The following is a 15041-nucleotide window of genomic DNA, read 5'->3' as shown; positions in this document are numbered from 1 at the left end:
TCTCCTTGCTCCGCGCGGGCACGTCGAGCTTGTGGCCCAGCTCTTCGACCGTCCTGCCCAATTCCGCTCTGGCCTCGTCGCGGTCGCGCCGCAAGGCCGCGACGTCGTCGGTGGGCTGCCCGGCCCGGGGTCGGCTGTCGCTCATCCCCGCCTCCTGTCCTTGATCACCTCGATGTCCTCGCGCACGCCCTCGACCGCTTCCTGCGGTATCGGCGGCGCCGCGTGCTCCACGCTCTTCTTCCCGGACAGCCCGAGGACCGCCGCGACCACCAGCAGCGCGCCCGCGACGATGAGCGCGGCGGCCCAGCCCGGCAGGACCTCGGCGAGGCCGAGCACCGCCGCGGCGACCAACGCCGCGCCGCCGTAGAACGCCAGCAGCGCCCCGACCCCCGCCAAGCCGGCGCCGAGCCCGAACCGCTTGCCCTTCTCCCGCATCTCGACACGGGCGAGCTGTAGTTCGTCGCGGATGAGCCGGGACACCTGTGCGGTGGCGTCCTCCACCAGTTCGGTGACCGACCGAGCGTTCGCGGGCGGCCGAATCTGTGTCGTCTCGGTCATGAGACCTCCTTCGGCATGTCACACCTCCTCCACCGCGACTACCCGCGCGACCGGATTCCAATCGGACATCGGGCCGGTCGGACGCGGCTCGGGTAAGCGGTGCGCGGGCCGGGCCGACCCGCGCTCGCCGGGCGGCGACGGTCTCCGAAGCGATTGCGGTGCAAACGAAATCGCTGGGAGGTCACTCGATGTAGGCGCCGATCTGCGGAACGGCCTCGACCGGGTGCCGCGCCTGCAGGCCCGCGCCGATGCCCTCGAAGTGCCAGCCGCCGCCCGCGCGACGCACTCGACCGAGCACCATGCCGGTGTGCGAGCCGCCGCCGGTCAGCTCGTGGCGGGCGAGCTGGGTGCCCGCCGCGGTGTCGATCACCCGGCAGTAGGCGTTCGCGATCCGATCGAGCGTCCGGCCGGTGTAGCTGGTGATGAGCAACAGCACGGTGGTGACGTGTGGGGAGAGGCGGGACAGGTCCACGCTGATGACCTCGTCGTCGCCCTCCCCTTCTCCGGTGAGACTGTCGCCGTGCAGGCGGACCGCCCCGTCCGTCGAGGTGAGCTGCTCGTGATACACCACGTCGACGAGCCGGTCCGCGGCGAAGAGCAGGGCCGCGACGTTGAGATCGATCTCCTTGCGCCGGCCGAGCAAGCGCGAACGGGTAGCGGGGTCCCAGCCCAGTGCCACGGTGACGTGCTCGAGCGGGACGTCGCGTTCATCGCGGAGCACGGTGAGCATCGATATTCTCCTCTGCGTCGGAAAGCGGTCGGGTTCCGCCGTCGAGCGTGGACGTGCCCCGGGTCGTAGCGCGCGGCCTTTTCCCTGCACCCGGCAACGCCATGACCGAGACGATAGGGACGATTCCGGCGGACGAGCAGCGTACCCGTGTTCGTGCCGGATATGGCGAGAATCCAATCCGCGAGGCCGTTCGCCGCGAAGTCAAGGCATGCGGGTTGGCACAGGGCAGGTGCGCCGAAACCGCGGCGCGGGTCCCGCCACGCGCGGTCGTTCGCCTGCGGAGTCCAGGGACGGTTCGCGTGCGGAGGTAGCGGCGCGACGGGTGAATGGAGCGCACCCACGGCTACCGACCGGAGGTGCCCGGCGATGACCGGTACCGAGACCTCGCGCGCGGATCTGCTCGACCTGGCGTACCCCTACGCGATGGACGCGGTCGCCGAGATCGAGCGCAGGCGCATCGAAAACCGGCTTGCGAAGACCGATTCCGGCACCGCCGCGACGTTCGCGGCGGCGGTGCACGGGATCCGGGAGACGCTGGCGGCACTGAGCGCGACCGCCGCGGTGAATCCTCCACCGACCCTGGAGTCGAAGATCCTCGGGGCGATCGACGACTCGCGTCCCGGCGCGCGGCGCCGTCGCGAAATTCTCGCCCGCCGCCGTCGCCTCGCACGGTTGGTGGTGGCCGCCACTGTGGCCGTCGCGGCGGGTGCGGGCGCCGTGGTGGTGGCCGAGCGGACCGCGGGGTCGCATGCCGCGGCGGTCACGGCCGACCAGGTCTCGAGGCAACCGGACGCGCGTTCCCGGGTGATCGAACTGTCCGTCGGCGGCACGCTGACGGTAAGCACCTCCGACCGGCTCGGAGCGGTCGCGGTCACCTTCGACGCGGTACCCGCCCCACCGCCCGGCCGGGCATATCAGCTCTGGGTCGTGTCGTCCGCGGGTACGCCGCGTTCGGCGGGCGTGTTGACCGGCGTGCCGCGGGCGGGCGTGGCGACCGGAGTCGATCCCGCCGACATCGTCGCCGTCACCATCGAACCAGCGAAAGGATCGCCGCGGCCGACCTCGCCGCAGATCGCCGCTGTCACGCTGGGCTGAGCGTCTTCGAGCCGCCGGGGCCTGCGCCGAGACGCCCCTGGCTAGTCGCACCCTTCGAGGGTCGCGCGCGCGACCTCCTCGACGACGTCATCGATCTCGCCGCGCGCCCGCAGCGCCGCGACCTGCCTATGCGCGCCGTTGCCGCGCGCGAGCAGGTGTGCGAACGCCTCGTCGACGAACTGCCGGTCGCCTGCCTCGTCCAGCGCGGGCGCCACGTGCTCGATCAGCCGGAACAGCAGGTCGCGCACCGGCGCCACATTGCTGTCATAGGGATCGACGCCGTCGCCGTCCAATCCCGAACGGGCGGCTTTCCAGTACGCCGCCCGCAGCACTTCGGCGGGTACCGGCGGTGCGATCTGCCCCGCGGCCAACGATTTCCGCGCCGTGACGACGATGGCGCGTACCAGCGCCGCCAAGAGCGCGGTCTCCTCGACCGTGGCGGGAATGTCGCTCACCCGCACTTCGACCGTCGGGAACGAGACCGACGGGCGAACGTCCCAGTAGACCATCTGCTTGTCCAGGATGCTGCCGCTGTTGAGCATCATCGCGACCATCGCCTCGTAGTCACGGGCGGACTCGAAATACGGCGGTGGCCCCGCGCTGGGCCAGCGCCGCCACAGGATGCTGCGCCAGCTGGCGAATCCGGTTTCGGTGCCGCGGTAGATGGCCGAATTCGCGGTCATCGCCAGCAGTTGCGGTAGCCACGGCCGCAGGTGGTTGCTGACCTGGACCGCGGTTTCGGCGTCGGGGACGCCGATGTGCACGTGGCAGCCCGACAGTCCCTGTTCGTGGGCGAGCATGCCGAAGTTCTCGGCGATGCGCTGGTAGCGCGGCGTATCGGTGACGGGGAAGTCGTGCGGGACCGTGGGCGGGATGCCGACCGCGAGCAGGCGTGCGTCGTTGCGCTCGGCGCAGGCGGCGATATCGCGGCGCAATTCCCGCAACTGCCGGTGCAGTGCGCCGATATCGGTGTGGACCGCTGTACTGGTCTCCACCTGACAGCGCGTCAGCTCGAGTTGCAGGTCGACCCCGATCTCCTCGGCGGTGCGCGCCACTTCCACATTGCGCGCCAGCGGCGCGCCGGTACGGGGGTCGACAAGCAGGAATTCTTCTTCTACGCCGACCGTCAGGCGCCCATCGTCCATGTGCAGGCAATACCCAGGGGCGCCCCGGCTAGTCAGCCGAAACGCACGGCTCCCCATGGGCGGTGCTGCGGCAACGGCCCCCACGGGCCGGGGTCGATAATGTCGCCTCCATGCGGATCGTCGTCCTCGGCTCGGGCATCACGGGCCTGTCCACCGCGGCCGAACTGCTCCGGGCGCGGCACGAGGTCATCGTCGTCAGCGCGGAGCCGATCACGGCGACGACGTCTTTCCTGGCCGCCGCGGTCTGGTTTCCGACCGCCGCGGGCCCCGCCGATCGTGTGCGGGCCTGGGGCGCGATCACTTTCGAGCACTTGGCGGGGTTGGCCGCCGCGGGCGCGCCGGGTGTGCGGATGTGCTCGTCGATGGCGCTGTATCGCGACGAACCCCCGATACCGGCGTGGTCGCGGTCGGTGCGCTCGTTCCGGTCGGCCGAGCGCGCCGAACTGCCGCCGGGCTACCGATTCGGGTTCCGTTTCGAAGTTCCCTTGGTGGAGATGCCGACCTACTTGCCCTTCCTCAGTGCGCAAGTGGACGCGGCGGGCGCGCACCGCGTGCCGCGCACCGTGCGAGGGCTCGACGAACTCGCCGACCTGTCGCCGGACGTCGTGATCAACTGCGCAGGCCTGCGGGCCGCCGAGCTGGTCGGCGACCGGGAGGCGTATCCGATCCGCGGTCAGATCGTGCGGGTCGCGAATCCCGGACTGTCCGTCTCGGTCCGCGACGAGGCGCATCCGCTCGGCCGCGCCTACGTCCATCCGCGCGCGAACGACTGCGTGCTGGGCGGGTCCCTGGACATCGGTGAGTGGGACACGGCGCCGGCTCCCGGCCTCACTCGATCGATTCTGCGGCGCTGCCGCGATCTGGTTCCCGCTCTCGCGGGCAGCGAAGTGCTGGAAACCGTGGTGGGACTGCGCCCCGGTCGCCGGGAAGTCCGCGTGGAACTCGACACCGCCGTGCTGCCCGGCACGCCCGTCGTCCACAACTACGGCCACGGCGGCTCCGGCATCACCATCGGGTACGGATGCGCGCTGGAGAGCGCGGCGCTGGTCGCCGCGCTGTGAGCGGACCGCGACCCGGTCGGATCAGTTGGCGTAGCTGCGCGCCACGACCGAGTTCAGCGCCTCGAGGAATTCGCTGAGAACGCCGGGTTCGACCTGGTCACGTGGGGTGCGTCGCTCGGGCGAACCGGCTACGGGCCCGGCGAGGCCCGCGTCGACGCTGTCGCGCAGAACGGCGTGCACCGCTTCGATCGGGATGCCCGCCTGGGCGCACCGGGTGGCCGCGTGCTCGAACCGGCCCAGGGCGAGATTTCCGGCCGCCTCGGCCGCGTCGACCAGCACGAGGGCCAACTCCAGCCCCATTCGGATCAGCGCGTCGGGACCGCTGCGACGGGTGCCACGATCGGATCTCGCGGGCACCTCGGCGATGTCCCGATCTTTCTCGTGCGGGCCGATATTCATGGCCCTCCCTCCGCCCGGCGACCCTGCTGCTACCGACGTTACGACGGGGATCGAAAGAATTCGACCGCGCGAATACGACTTGTGATGCTTCACAGACGCGCACCGCGTGGTTCGGGTGGTGTCCCCAACCGGGGGCGCGACCCTCGGCACGTCGACCCGGTCAAGTTACCGTGGAGTACTTTCCGTGATCGGGGACTGAAGGAGTCACATGTCCATCACCGATTCGGCAGGCCCGGATCTGACCCTCTCGGGCCGCCCGGCCAGTTCTTCCCTGCGGGACGTGCGGAATCTGTCTCGCAAAATGGTCGGCCACTTCATCGAGACCGTCGCGCACTGCCGGACCCTCCCCGGCGAGGCGCTCAACGGCGACATCACCAACATCACCCGCTTGTGCCTGGAACTGGCCGTCAGCATGCTCGACGGCAGCGACATCCCGGAGAAGACCTTGCTGCTGCGCAACGCCGCGGCGGGCTGGGCGCGTGAGGGCATCCCGATCGACACCATCCACCACGCCGTGCACGAAGGGTTCAAGCTCGGCTTCGACCTGATCGTCGCGAACGCGACCGCCGCGGATTTCGACAGCCTCAAGGACATCAGCCGCCGCCTGCTGGAGATCCTGGACACCATCACCTCGACTGTCTCGCGCGCCTACGTGACCGAGTTGCGCGCGGTGGTCGGCGAGCATCACACGGCGGCGCACACCCTCGCCTCGGCCCTGCTCGGCGGACACCCCACCTTCACCATGGCCCGCGAGTGCGGCATCCAGATCGCCGACTCCTATTCGGTTCTCGCGCTGGCGATTCCACCCCATCCGGACGAACGCAATCCGCAACTCGACGGGGCGGTGGTGGCGCGGCGAAAACTGCGCCGGGTGCAATCCGAACTCGCGACCCGCTGCGGTGAGGCGGTGCTGTCGCTGCTGAGCGTGGACGGCGGCACCGTCTTGCTGCCGTCCGCCTCGTTCGAGGACAAGGCCCTCGACGACCTGGTGGAGGGGCTCGGCCGCGCGGCCCAGGTGCCGATCGTGGCGACGGTGATCGTCGCGGCACCGGTCGAGGTGCCGACGGCCGCCGACCGCGCCCACGAACTGCTCGACATGGTGCAGCGGCTGCGCTGGAGACGCGGGCTGTTCCGATTCGACGACCTGGCGCTGGAATACCAGCTCACCCGGCCGGGCCCCGGCTTGGAAACCCTCCGGACGCTGCTCGATCCGCTCGACGAGCACCCCGAACTCCTCGAAACGCTCAAACGGCATATCGGTACGAACCTGAATCGCCAGCGCACCGCGCGATCGCTGCACATCCACACCAACACCGTGGACTACCGGCTCAAGCGCATCGGTCAGCTCACCGGATTCGACCCCGCTCAGGCCTCCGGGGTCTGGTATCTGCGCGCCGCGCTGGTCGCCCGCAGCTACCGGGACAACGAGGACGAGTCGCCGGTCGGGGATTGGACCCGGGCGGCCGCGGTCTCCTCGTAGGTTCGCCGCCGAGGCTCCTTCGCGCCGATCAGTTCGTGAACCGCTTCGGGCGTCCATCGCCGGTCGGCGCCGGGACGAGTGGCGAGGTAGCCCGCGGTCGCCCGGCGGGACCAGCCGTGCGCGGCACGCAGGCCCGCGGCCAGGTGCCGCAGGTAGGCGGCGGCGGGCGGATTGCCCCGCACGTCGCGACAACGCCACGGTGCGGTGCAGGTGAGCACCGGGTGTCCGGTATGTGTTCCCGTGCAGACCAGGGTCTCGTACCGGCCGGGACCGAGCGTTGTCGTCCCCGTCTCGAGCACCTCGGTCAACTTCAGCTCCGTGCCCGGGGCGCGATACATCTCCTGCGCCACGATGTCGGAGAACTGGGCGGTGGTGAGCAGGTGGGCGCGCACGGCCATCTCGCCGGGGCAGCCCGGGTCGTAGAAGGCGCGGCCGCCGGTCCAGGTCAGCGATTCGGTGGCGAAATACAGCACGCCCGGGAGCAGGAGGGGGATCGAGCGGATCGGGTCGGCGTGGTCGCGGCAGCCGGGCAGGGTGAGCGCTCCGCCCTCCGGTCTGCCGCCGCGAAGGTAGGTGCGCAGCCTGGTCAGGCTCATATTGGAGCCGTACGCGGCGTACCAGACCAGGTCGCCGCGCGAGCGGTGCCGATCCGCGTCCGATGCCGCTCGGGGTGTCGCCGAGCCGGCCGTGCCCTCGAGATGCCGCGCCATCATGACACCCATTCTCGGCTCTTCGCCGTACCCGCACAGCGTCCCCGGCGCCCGACCGGAAACCGTGCGACGAAGTCGGCAGATTGCGGAAGCAAGTCTTCCGCAATAGACGCGACAGTGGCTCTCATGACGAACACGAAGCAGATCCGGCCTTTCCGCATCGACATCCCCCAGGCCGACCTCGACGACTTGCGGGAGCGGCTCGGCCGGGCGCGCTCGCCGTACGTGGTGCCGGGCACCGAGGGGGGCTGGGACCGCGGGATCGCGCCGAACTACCTGCGCGAACTGGCGCAGTACTGGCGTGACGAATTCGATTGGCGCGCGCAGGAGGCGCGGTTGAACGCCCACCCCCAGTTCACCACCGAGATCGACGGCCAGACCATCCACTTCTTCCATGTGCGCTCGCCCGAGCCGGACGCGATTCCGCTGCTGATCACCCACGGCTACCCGGGATCGGTGGTGGAGTTCCTGGAGCTGATCGGCCCGCTGACCGATCCGCGGGCGCACGGCGGTGACCCGGCGGATGCCTTCCACCTGGTGATCCCCTCGCTGCCCGGGTTCGGGTTCTCCACGCCCCTGGCCGCGACGGGGTGGGAGCTGGCGCGCACGACCGAGGCGTTCGCGGAACTGATGAGCAGGCTGGGTTACGAGAAGTTCGTGGCGCAGGGCGGCGACATCGGCGCGGGCGTCACCGGACGCCTTGCCGCCACCCATCCGGAGCGGGTGATCGCGACGCATGTGAACAGCGACCCGGGCACACTCGGCCTGGTGGGCGAGCAACTGCCGATGCCGGACGGGCTCACCGGCGACGAGCTCGCCGTTATCGGTGCTGAACGGGAGAAGTGGGCCCAGCAGAAGGGATACCTGACGCTGCAGACCACTCAGCCGAACGCCATAGCGGCCGCCCTGACCGATTCGCCCATCGCGCAGCTCGGCTGGATCGCGGAGAAGTTCCAAGCCTGGACCGACCCGGCACGGCCGGTGGGTGAGGCGGTGGATCGTGACCTGCTACTGACCAATGTCAGCATCTACTGGTTCACCCGCAGTGGCGCGTCGGCGGCGCAATTCCTCTGGGAGAACGCTCATTCCGGGATGGACTGGGTGATGCCATCCGGGGTGCCGCAGGGATGGGCGGTGTTCGGCACGCACCCGTTGATGCGCCGGGTGATGAATCCGGAGGGGCACATCGAGCATTTCACCGAATACAGCGAGGGCGGGCACTTCGCCGCGGCGGAGCAACCGGAGCTGTTCGTGGCCGATGTCCGCGCCTTCTTCCGCAAGCATCGCGGGTAGCGGTCGAGAGGGCGGCGGAGCGAGCGCGTCGCCGCCCACGTCCGCCGGAGAGCTACGCGCGAACGCGTAATGGCGAACCGTTCTCCGGTCGGATGTCTGCGCCGGTGTTCGGGTCTACCGTTTCCCTATGACGTGGAACGAGATGAGCCAGAGCAGGACCGTCCTGCTGACCACCTTCAAGAAGGACGGGACGCCGGTCGGCACACCGGTGTGGGTGGCTCCGGAGGGGGACCGGATCGTCGTCTGGACCAATCCGAAGACCTGGAAGGTCAAGCGGATCCGCCGCAACCCCGACGTCACGCTGCAGGTCTGTGACGGGCGCGGCCGCCCCACCGCGCAGGAGGTCCTGCCGGGCAGCGCCCGCATCCTCGACGCGGACGGCACGCAACGGGTCCGGGACCTGGTAGCGAGCAAGTACGGCCTCATCGGCCGGCTCGCCATTCGCGGCCACAAGCTGCTGCGCGGCGCGGACGCGTCCGTCGGCATCGCGATCGATCCGAGGACGACAGGCGATCTGCCCTAGGCGGATTCGGCGAGCCCCGCCGAGCGCCAGATGTCCGCGAGATCGTCGAGCGGGACCGCCAGCGCCTGCCCCAACGCGACGACGGTGCCGAAGGCCGGAGAGGGCAGCCGGCCGGTCTCGATCTTGCGCAGCGTCTCCGGGGAGATTCCGGCCGCCCGCGCGACCTCGGTGAGTTCGCGGTCCGCGCGAGCGGCGCGCAAGGCGGTGCCGAGGCGGCGGCCTGCCTCGATCTGCGCGGGGGTCAACGGGAGCCGGACCATGCGCTCAGGCTACGGACGGCCGGTGAGCACCGCAAGCGACCCGATTGGGATTAAAATACCGGCACGGCTATCGTGGTATTAAAATACCGATGTGCGGAGGATAGATGGTCGAGTTGAAGAGCCCCGGGGAGATCGCGCGAATGCGAGTGACAGGGCGTTTCGTCGCGGGCGTGCTCGCCGAGCTTCGTGAGCGCGCGCGGGTGGGAGTGAATCTGCTCGACCTGGAAGCCCACGTCCGCGAGCGCATCCGCGAACGCGGCGCGCAGTCCTGCTACTGGGACTACGCCCCCTCGTTCGGGCGCGGGCCGTTCCGCAACACCGTCTGCCTGTCGGTGAACGACGCGGTGCTGCACGGACTTCCGTTCGACTACACGCTGCGCGACGGCGACGTGCTGAGTATGGACCTCGCGGTCGGGATCGATGGCTGGGTCGCGGACGCGGCGACCACGGTGGTGACCGGTTCCGCCGCGGACGAGGACGCGCGGCTGGTGCGGGCCACCGAGGAGGCGCTGTCCGCGGCGATCGTGGCCGCGGTGCCCGGCAACCACATCGGCGATATCTCCGCCGCCATCGCCGCGGTGGCGCGTGCGTACGGCTACCCGGTGAATACGGAGTTCGGCGGACACGGCCTGGGCCGCACCATGCACGAGGACCCGCACGTGCCGAACGCGGGCAGGCCCGGGCGCGGCTATCGGCTGCGGCCCGGACTCACCATCGCGATCGAACCGTGGTTCGCGCGCACGACCGACCGCATCGTCACCGATCCCGATGGCTGGACCATCCGCTCGGCGGACGGCTCGCGGACCGCCCACTCCGAACACACCATCGCGATCACTCCGGACGGACCGGAGGTGCTGACCGCGGCGTGAGTGCGCCGACCGGCGGCTATGTCTCCGACAGCCAGGCCGTGAGGTCGTCGGAGGCGCGCAACTCCCCGGTGATGGACGCGCGTTCCCCGGCGGACAGCCCCATCGCGCGCAACCCGTCGCGGAACTGCTCGGCGCGACCCGGTTCTCCGATCGCGACGGCCAGTTCGGCGAGCGCCGCCAGCGCCCGGGCAACGTCCAGCCGCGGCGCCTCGGCACGGAACCGGCCGAGACCGACCTCGAGCACGCGGAACGCGGCCTTGTCGTCGGTCTTGAAATCACGCAGGATGCGGGCGTTGTCCAGCACTCTGGCCAGCCCGTCCAGCTTCTTCGATCCGCCGTATTCCACTTCCGGGGGTTCGTCGCGCTGGATGTAGATCACCTGATTACCCGCCGGATCGACCACGGTGAACCGGGACTGCCCCGGCCGGAAGCGGGTGATCCGGGGCAGACCCTTCGCGGGGACCTTGCCGTAGCGGGTGCGCAGCGCCGTGCTGAAAGCCTGATGCCTGCTCGCGACGTCGTCGACCAAGACGAGACAGCCCGCGCGTTCGGTGGGGACGTCGCCGTCCTTGGGTGCGGGCACGAAGTGCAGCGCGCAGCCGTGGTCCTCTATCGCGCCGTAGACGTAGGGGCGGGTCTGCTCGTGCGTCACCGTGTAACCGAGTGTTTTGTAGAAATCCAGCGTGCCGGACAGGTCGTCGGTCCAGAGCTGCGGTACCGCCATGTCGGCCATGAAATCCTCCCGATTACCTGCGGTAGTCAATTTTGATTAGCGAAGGGTAGGCCCCTGTCCGCCCGGAAGTCAAACTTGACTACCATGCGGTTCGGGAGGCGAAAGGAGTTCACGATGTCGGTGGTGCGCCTGCTGGTGCTGGGGGTGATGCGCCTGCGTCAGCCCGTACACGGGTACGCCCTGCGCCAGGAACTGCTGTCCTGGCGCGCCGAGACCTGGACGAATGTCAAGCCCGGCTCGATCTATCACGCGCTGAAACAGCTCACGCGGGAGGGGAAGCTGAGCGCGTTCGCGACCGAGAACAGCGACCAGGGCCCCGGGCGCACGCTGTTCGAGCTGACCGAATCGGGCGAGGCCGAATTCCGCAAGCTGATGGACGAGGCACTGGTCAGCGTCGACATGGAGGAACTCGGGGCGGGCATCGCCTTCATGGACGCGCTGCCCAGGGCGCACGTCATCGCGAAGCTGCGCGAACAGAGCCGCCGCAGTGCGGCGGTGCGCGCCGACCTGCTGGCCATGATCCCGGACTTCCCCGGGCGATACGAAGCGCCGCACGCGGCCGATCTGCTGGAGCTGTGGAGCGGCGTGTTCGCGAACCTGTCGACGTGGACCGAGGGCGTGCTGGCGCGCCTGGAAGCGGGGGAGTACCGGATGCCGGAATAGGTCGTCGGCGAGCAGGCCGCCTTTCCCGCCCGACTCCCCGCGCCGCGATGCGGGATACGCTGCCCGGCATGACGAATTCGCTGGACGCCGTCGCCGAAGCCGACTACGTGCTGCTGACCACCTTCCGTAAGGACGGAACTCCCGTCGGCACCGCGGTGTGGGCGGTGACCGACAACGGCAAACTGTACGTCTGGACCGTCACCGACAGCTGGAAGGTCAAGCGCTTGCGCCGCAATCCGGCGGTCACCCTGCAAGCGTGCAACGCCACCGGCAAGCCGCGCGGTGCGGTGATCGAAGGGACCGGGCGGCTGCTCGACGCCGAGGGCACCGAACGGGTGCGCAAACTGCTGCGCCGCAAGTACTGGCTCACCGGGCCGCTGGTCATCCTCGGCAGCAACCTGCGGCGCGGCAAGTCCGGCACCATCGGCATCGAGATCACCCCCGCTGCCTGACCCGCGCCGATCAGGTCGCCTGGCTGACCGACGACATGTGGAAGTCGGGAATCCGCAAGGGCGGCATGGCGGTCCGGGTGAACCAGTCCTTCCATTCGCGTGGCAGCGTGAGTTCGGTCGCGCCGGCCTCGCTCACCCGCCGGAGCAGGTCCAGTGGGCTCTCGTTGAACCGGAAGTTGTTCACCGCGGCGGTGACCTCGCCGTTCTCGACGAGGTACACCCCATCCCTGGTGAGTCCGGTGAGCAGCAGCGTCGCCGGGTCGACCTCGCGGATGTACCACAGCGTGGTCAGCAGCAGGCCGCGCTCGGTGTGCGCGATCATGTCATCGATCGTGGCTTCCGAACCGCCGGTGAGCAGCAGGTTCTCGCCGGGAACCGTGGCGGGGGCGTCGAACTCGGCGGCGCTGGCGCGCGGATAGATCAGCGCGGAGATCACGCCCTCGCGCAGCCAGTCGACGCGCTCGGCGGACAAGCCGTTGTCGAACACCGACATCGATTCCGACGACGCGGTCGCCGCCACGAACGGGCGGTATTCCAGGCCGGGGGCGTGCGGGTCGGAGTAGAGGGTGAGCGGGATATCGCTCAGGCGCTCGCCGACCCGGGTCCCGCCCGCCCGCGCGAACGCCGTGTGGCCCTCCTGCGCGCCCCGGCCCTCCATCGACCAGGCCAGATAGATCATCAGGTCGGCGACGGTGGAGGGCGGAAGCAACGTCTCGTAGCGGCCCGCGGGCAACTCGACCTTGCGCTCGGCCCAGTCCAGGCGACGGGACAGGTCCGCGAGCAGTCCGGAAACGTCGACGTCGGTGAAGTCCGCGGTGCCGACCCCTACCCACGCGCTGGCCAGATCCGCGCCTTCACCGCGCTTTCCGTTGATCTCCACCGAACCGGTCGGCTGCACGAAGCGGCGGCGGATGCCGGTCGAAGTGCCCAGCCACGTGGTGTGCATCTGATGGTGGGCGAAGCCGTAGAGCCGGTCGGCACTGTCGAATCCGGCGGCCAGGCCCTCGGCCAGATCGGTGAACACCTCGATGCCGGTACCACCCGCCGGGGCGGTCCAGTCGTCGTCGGCGGCGTCCGGCTCGAGCAGCGGCATCGCGTCTCGTGCGGGCTCGGCGTCGCGCGCCGCCGCCTCACTCGCCCGCACCACGGCCTCGATATCGCCGGGATCGACACTGGTCGAGGCGATCGTGCCGACCCGGGCGAGGGTAGGTCCGTCGCGGAACACCGAGACCACGGTCCAGTGCCGCGACACCGAGGACCCGTTGGTGGTCATGGAGTTCCCGGCCCAGCGCAGCGACGCCTCGTGCTCGTCGCGGACGATCACGATCGCCTCGTCGGCGCGCGACAGCGCCAGCGCCCGCTCCACGGTCGCGCTCGCGGGGAACAGATCGTCGCTCACTGGCCGGCCTCCGTCCGGGTGTTGAGAATGTTCACGCCGCGCACCAGGATCGACGGGCAGCCGTGGCTGACCGCGGCGACCTGGCCTGGCTGCGCTTTGCCACAGTTGAACGCGCCCCCGAGCTGCCAGGTGGACGGTCCGCCGACGGCTTCCATCGCGCCCCAGAATTCGGTGGTGGTGGCCTGGTAGGCGACGTCGCGCACCTGGCCGTCCAGCTTCCCGCCGCGGATGCGGAAGAACCGCTGGCCGGTGAACTGGAAGTTGTAGCGCTGCATATCGATCGACCACGACTTGTCGCCGACGATGTAGAGACCGTCGTCCACCCGCGAGATCAACTCCTCGGTGCTGGTGTCGCGGTCCGGATCGGGTTGCAGCGAGACGTTGGCCATCCGCTGGATCGGCACGTGATGCGCCGAGTCCGCGTACGAGCAGCCGTTGGACCGCCGCAGACCCAGGCGCGGCGCGAAAACCCGGTCCAGTTGATAACCGACCAGGACGCCGTCGCGGACCAGGTCCCAGCGCTGCCCCGCGACGCCTTCGTCGTCGTAGCCGACGCTGGCCAGCCCGTGCGATTCGGTGCGGTCGCCGGTCACGTGCATGATCGGGGTGCCGTAGCGCAGCGACCCGAGCTTGTCGGGCGTGGCGAAGGAGGTGCCCGCGTAGGCGGATTCGTAGCCGATGGCCCGGTCGTACTCGGTGGCGTGACCGATCGATTCGTGAATCGTCAGCCACAGGTTGGTCGGATCGATGACCAGATCGGTCGGGCCGGCCTGCACGCTGGGCGCTTTCACCTTCTCGGCCAGCCACTCCGGGATATGCGCGAGTTCGCCGTCCCAGTCCCACACGCCGTCGGCGCCGGTGACGTATTCCCACCCGCGGCCCACCGGCGCGGCCAGCGTGCGCATCGTCTCGAACACTCCCGCCGAGGTGTCCACCGTGATCGCCTCGAGGCTCGGGTGCAGCCGCACCCGCTGCTGGGTGATCGACGAGCCCGCGGTGTCGGCGTAGAAGGTCTGCTCCTTGACCTGCAGCACGCTCGCGGTGACGTGGTCCACCCCGTCGGCGTGCGACAGCCGCTCCGAATATTCCTGCAGCAGTGCCAGCTTCTCGCCGGTCGGCACGCTGAACGGGTCGATGTCGTAGGCCGACACCCAGCGCGCGTCGGCGTAGCGCGGCTCGTCGGCCAACTCGACGCGTTCGCGGTTGAGCGCTCGCAACGTGGTCGCGACGGTGACCGCGGTACGCGCCACCTCGGCGGCGGTGTCGGGTGTCAGCGCGGCGTGCGAGGCGAAACCCCAGGTGCCGTCGACGATCACCCGCACGGCCAAGCCGAGTCGGGTACTGTCGGTGACCGCCTCGACCCGGCCGTCGCGCAAGCGGATCGACTGGGTGACCAGGCGATGCACCCGCAGGTCGGCGTGTTCGGCGCCGGCTGCCGTCGCCGCGGCCAGGGCGGCGTCGGCGAGCGCGGCCAGCGGCAGGTCGAGGAACTCGGCGTCCACGTCTCTGGAAGTCGCGATGCTCACCCGCACCAACCTAGCCGGTGGCGCCGCGAGTGCGTGCGGGCGCGGTGATCACACGCCGTGCGAGAATGCATCGCGTGCCGGTTCGCGCGGAATGCGCCGCTGCCGCAGGGCCAACGGCGCGCGCGACACTCGTACCTCCGGCGTG

18 protein-coding genes are annotated in these 15041 nt (G+C 70.0%); 8 read left to right on the top strand and 10 right to left on the bottom strand.

Features of this window, described 5'->3' with window-relative positions:
• The 3 genes from ON29_RS37840 to ON29_RS25330 all read right to left on the bottom strand — a co-directional run.
• Positions 1 to 145, bottom strand: a 145-nt coding sequence (locus ON29_RS37840; protein WP_157172898.1) for a DUF3618 domain-containing protein, incomplete at its 3' end; no start/stop codon positions are given.
• The gene (locus tag ON29_RS25335) at positions 142 to 558 is read right to left on the bottom strand and encodes a phage holin family protein (protein ID WP_040870142.1); all 417 of its coding nucleotides are present in this window, start codon (positions 556 to 558) and stop codon (positions 142 to 144) included. The genes ON29_RS25335 and ON29_RS37840, both read right to left, overlap by 4 nt.
• 181 nt (positions 559 to 739) lie before the next feature.
• Positions 740 to 1288, bottom strand: a complete 549-nt coding sequence (locus ON29_RS25330; protein WP_040870141.1) for a TerD family protein — start codon at positions 1286 to 1288, stop codon at positions 740 to 742.
• A 366-nt stretch (positions 1289 to 1654) separates the two neighbouring features.
• On the opposite strand from ON29_RS25330, the gene ON29_RS25325 reads away from it, so the two are divergent.
• On the top strand, positions 1655 to 2383 hold the full coding sequence (locus tag ON29_RS25325) for an anti-sigma factor (protein WP_040870139.1): 729 nt from the start codon (positions 1655 to 1657) through the stop codon (positions 2381 to 2383).
• Between the two features lie 41 nt (positions 2384 to 2424).
• Here the strand turns inward: ON29_RS25325 and ON29_RS25320 are convergent, their stop codons facing one another.
• Positions 2425 to 3528, bottom strand: a complete 1104-nt coding sequence (locus ON29_RS25320; RefSeq protein WP_040870138.1) for a glutamate--cysteine ligase 2 — start codon at positions 3526 to 3528, stop codon at positions 2425 to 2427.
• A gap of 110 nt (positions 3529 to 3638) precedes the next feature.
• Here ON29_RS25320 and ON29_RS25315 point away from each other — a divergent pair, with 110 nt between their 5' ends.
• Positions 3639 to 4589 carry an FAD-dependent oxidoreductase gene (locus ON29_RS25315; protein ID WP_040870136.1) on the top strand — a complete coding sequence of 317 codons (951 nt, stop codon included), beginning with the start codon at positions 3639 to 3641 and terminating at the stop codon, positions 4587 to 4589.
• Between the two features lie 21 nt (positions 4590 to 4610).
• Here the strand turns inward: ON29_RS25315 and ON29_RS25310 are convergent, their stop codons facing one another.
• A complete protein-coding gene (locus ON29_RS25310) occupies positions 4611 to 4988 on the bottom strand; it encodes a hypothetical protein (RefSeq protein ID WP_040870134.1) in 378 nt (125 codons plus the stop codon).
• Positions 4989 to 5196: 208 nt separating this feature from the next.
• Between ON29_RS25310 and ON29_RS25305 the strand changes: the two genes are divergently transcribed.
• Positions 5197 to 6468: a PucR family transcriptional regulator gene (locus tag ON29_RS25305; RefSeq protein ID WP_040870132.1), complete on the top strand. Its 1272-nt coding sequence runs from the start codon at positions 5197 to 5199 to the stop codon at positions 6466 to 6468.
• On the opposite strand, the gene ON29_RS37275 is transcribed toward ON29_RS25305, so the two are convergent.
• Positions 6402 to 7181, bottom strand: a complete 780-nt coding sequence (locus tag ON29_RS37275) for a histone deacetylase (RefSeq protein ID WP_245549104.1) — start codon at positions 7179 to 7181, stop codon at positions 6402 to 6404. The genes ON29_RS25305 and ON29_RS37275 overlap by 67 nt on opposite strands.
• A gap of 123 nt (positions 7182 to 7304) precedes the next feature.
• On the opposite strand from ON29_RS37275, the gene ON29_RS25295 reads away from it, so the two are divergent.
• Together ON29_RS25295 and ON29_RS25290 are read left to right on the top strand one after the other, a co-directional pair.
• On the top strand, positions 7305 to 8471 hold the full coding sequence (locus ON29_RS25295; RefSeq protein WP_040870131.1) for an epoxide hydrolase family protein: 1167 nt from the start codon (positions 7305 to 7307) through the stop codon (positions 8469 to 8471).
• Between the two features lie 127 nt (positions 8472 to 8598).
• Entirely contained in the window at positions 8599 to 8994 is a 396-nt protein-coding gene (locus ON29_RS25290) for a PPOX class F420-dependent oxidoreductase (RefSeq protein ID WP_040870130.1), read from the top strand.
• On the opposite strand, the gene ON29_RS25285 is transcribed toward ON29_RS25290, so the two are convergent.
• Positions 8991 to 9254 (bottom strand): helix-turn-helix transcriptional regulator, encoded by a 264-nt coding sequence (locus ON29_RS25285; RefSeq protein WP_040870129.1) that lies wholly within the window; start codon positions 9252 to 9254, stop codon positions 8991 to 8993. The genes ON29_RS25290 and ON29_RS25285 overlap by 4 nt on opposite strands.
• A 104-nt stretch (positions 9255 to 9358) precedes the next feature.
• On the opposite strand from ON29_RS25285, the gene map reads away from it, so the two are divergent.
• Complete coding sequence (map, locus tag ON29_RS25280; RefSeq protein WP_040870128.1) at positions 9359 to 10123, top strand: type I methionyl aminopeptidase; 765 nt, start codon at positions 9359 to 9361, stop codon at positions 10121 to 10123.
• A 16-nt stretch (positions 10124 to 10139) separates the two neighbouring features.
• Here the strand turns inward: map and ON29_RS25275 are convergent, their stop codons facing one another.
• Positions 10140 to 10856: a DUF8817 family protein gene (locus tag ON29_RS25275; RefSeq protein ID WP_040870126.1), complete on the bottom strand. Its 717-nt coding sequence runs from the start codon at positions 10854 to 10856 to the stop codon at positions 10140 to 10142.
• Between the two features lie 114 nt (positions 10857 to 10970).
• On the opposite strand from ON29_RS25275, the gene ON29_RS25270 reads away from it, so the two are divergent.
• Both ON29_RS25270 and ON29_RS25265 read left to right on the top strand, forming a co-directional pair.
• A complete protein-coding gene (locus tag ON29_RS25270) occupies positions 10971 to 11519 on the top strand; it encodes a PadR family transcriptional regulator (protein WP_040870124.1) in 549 nt (182 codons plus the stop codon).
• 68 nt (positions 11520 to 11587) lie between these two features.
• Complete coding sequence (locus ON29_RS25265; protein ID WP_040870152.1) at positions 11588 to 11971, top strand: PPOX class F420-dependent oxidoreductase; 384 nt, start codon at positions 11588 to 11590, stop codon at positions 11969 to 11971.
• Positions 11972 to 11981: 10 nt separating this feature from the next.
• On the opposite strand, the gene ON29_RS25260 is transcribed toward ON29_RS25265, so the two are convergent.
• Positions 11982 to 13370, bottom strand: a complete 1389-nt coding sequence (locus tag ON29_RS25260) for a metallopeptidase TldD-related protein (protein ID WP_245549103.1) — start codon at positions 13368 to 13370, stop codon at positions 11982 to 11984.
• The gene (locus ON29_RS25255) at positions 13367 to 14890 is read right to left on the bottom strand and encodes a TldD/PmbA family protein (RefSeq protein ID WP_085994943.1); all 1524 of its coding nucleotides are present in this window, start codon (positions 14888 to 14890) and stop codon (positions 13367 to 13369) included. The genes ON29_RS25260 and ON29_RS25255 overlap by 4 nt, the downstream gene beginning before the upstream one ends.
• Positions 14891 to 15041 lie beyond the last annotated feature (151 nt).

The organism is Nocardia exalbida NBRC 100660, assembly GCF_000308575.1.
Lineage (GTDB): Bacteria > Actinomycetota > Actinomycetes > Mycobacteriales > Mycobacteriaceae > Nocardia > Nocardia exalbida.
The sequence above is the reverse complement of the archived record's forward strand: the minus strand, read 5'-3'. Positions and strand labels throughout refer to the sequence as shown.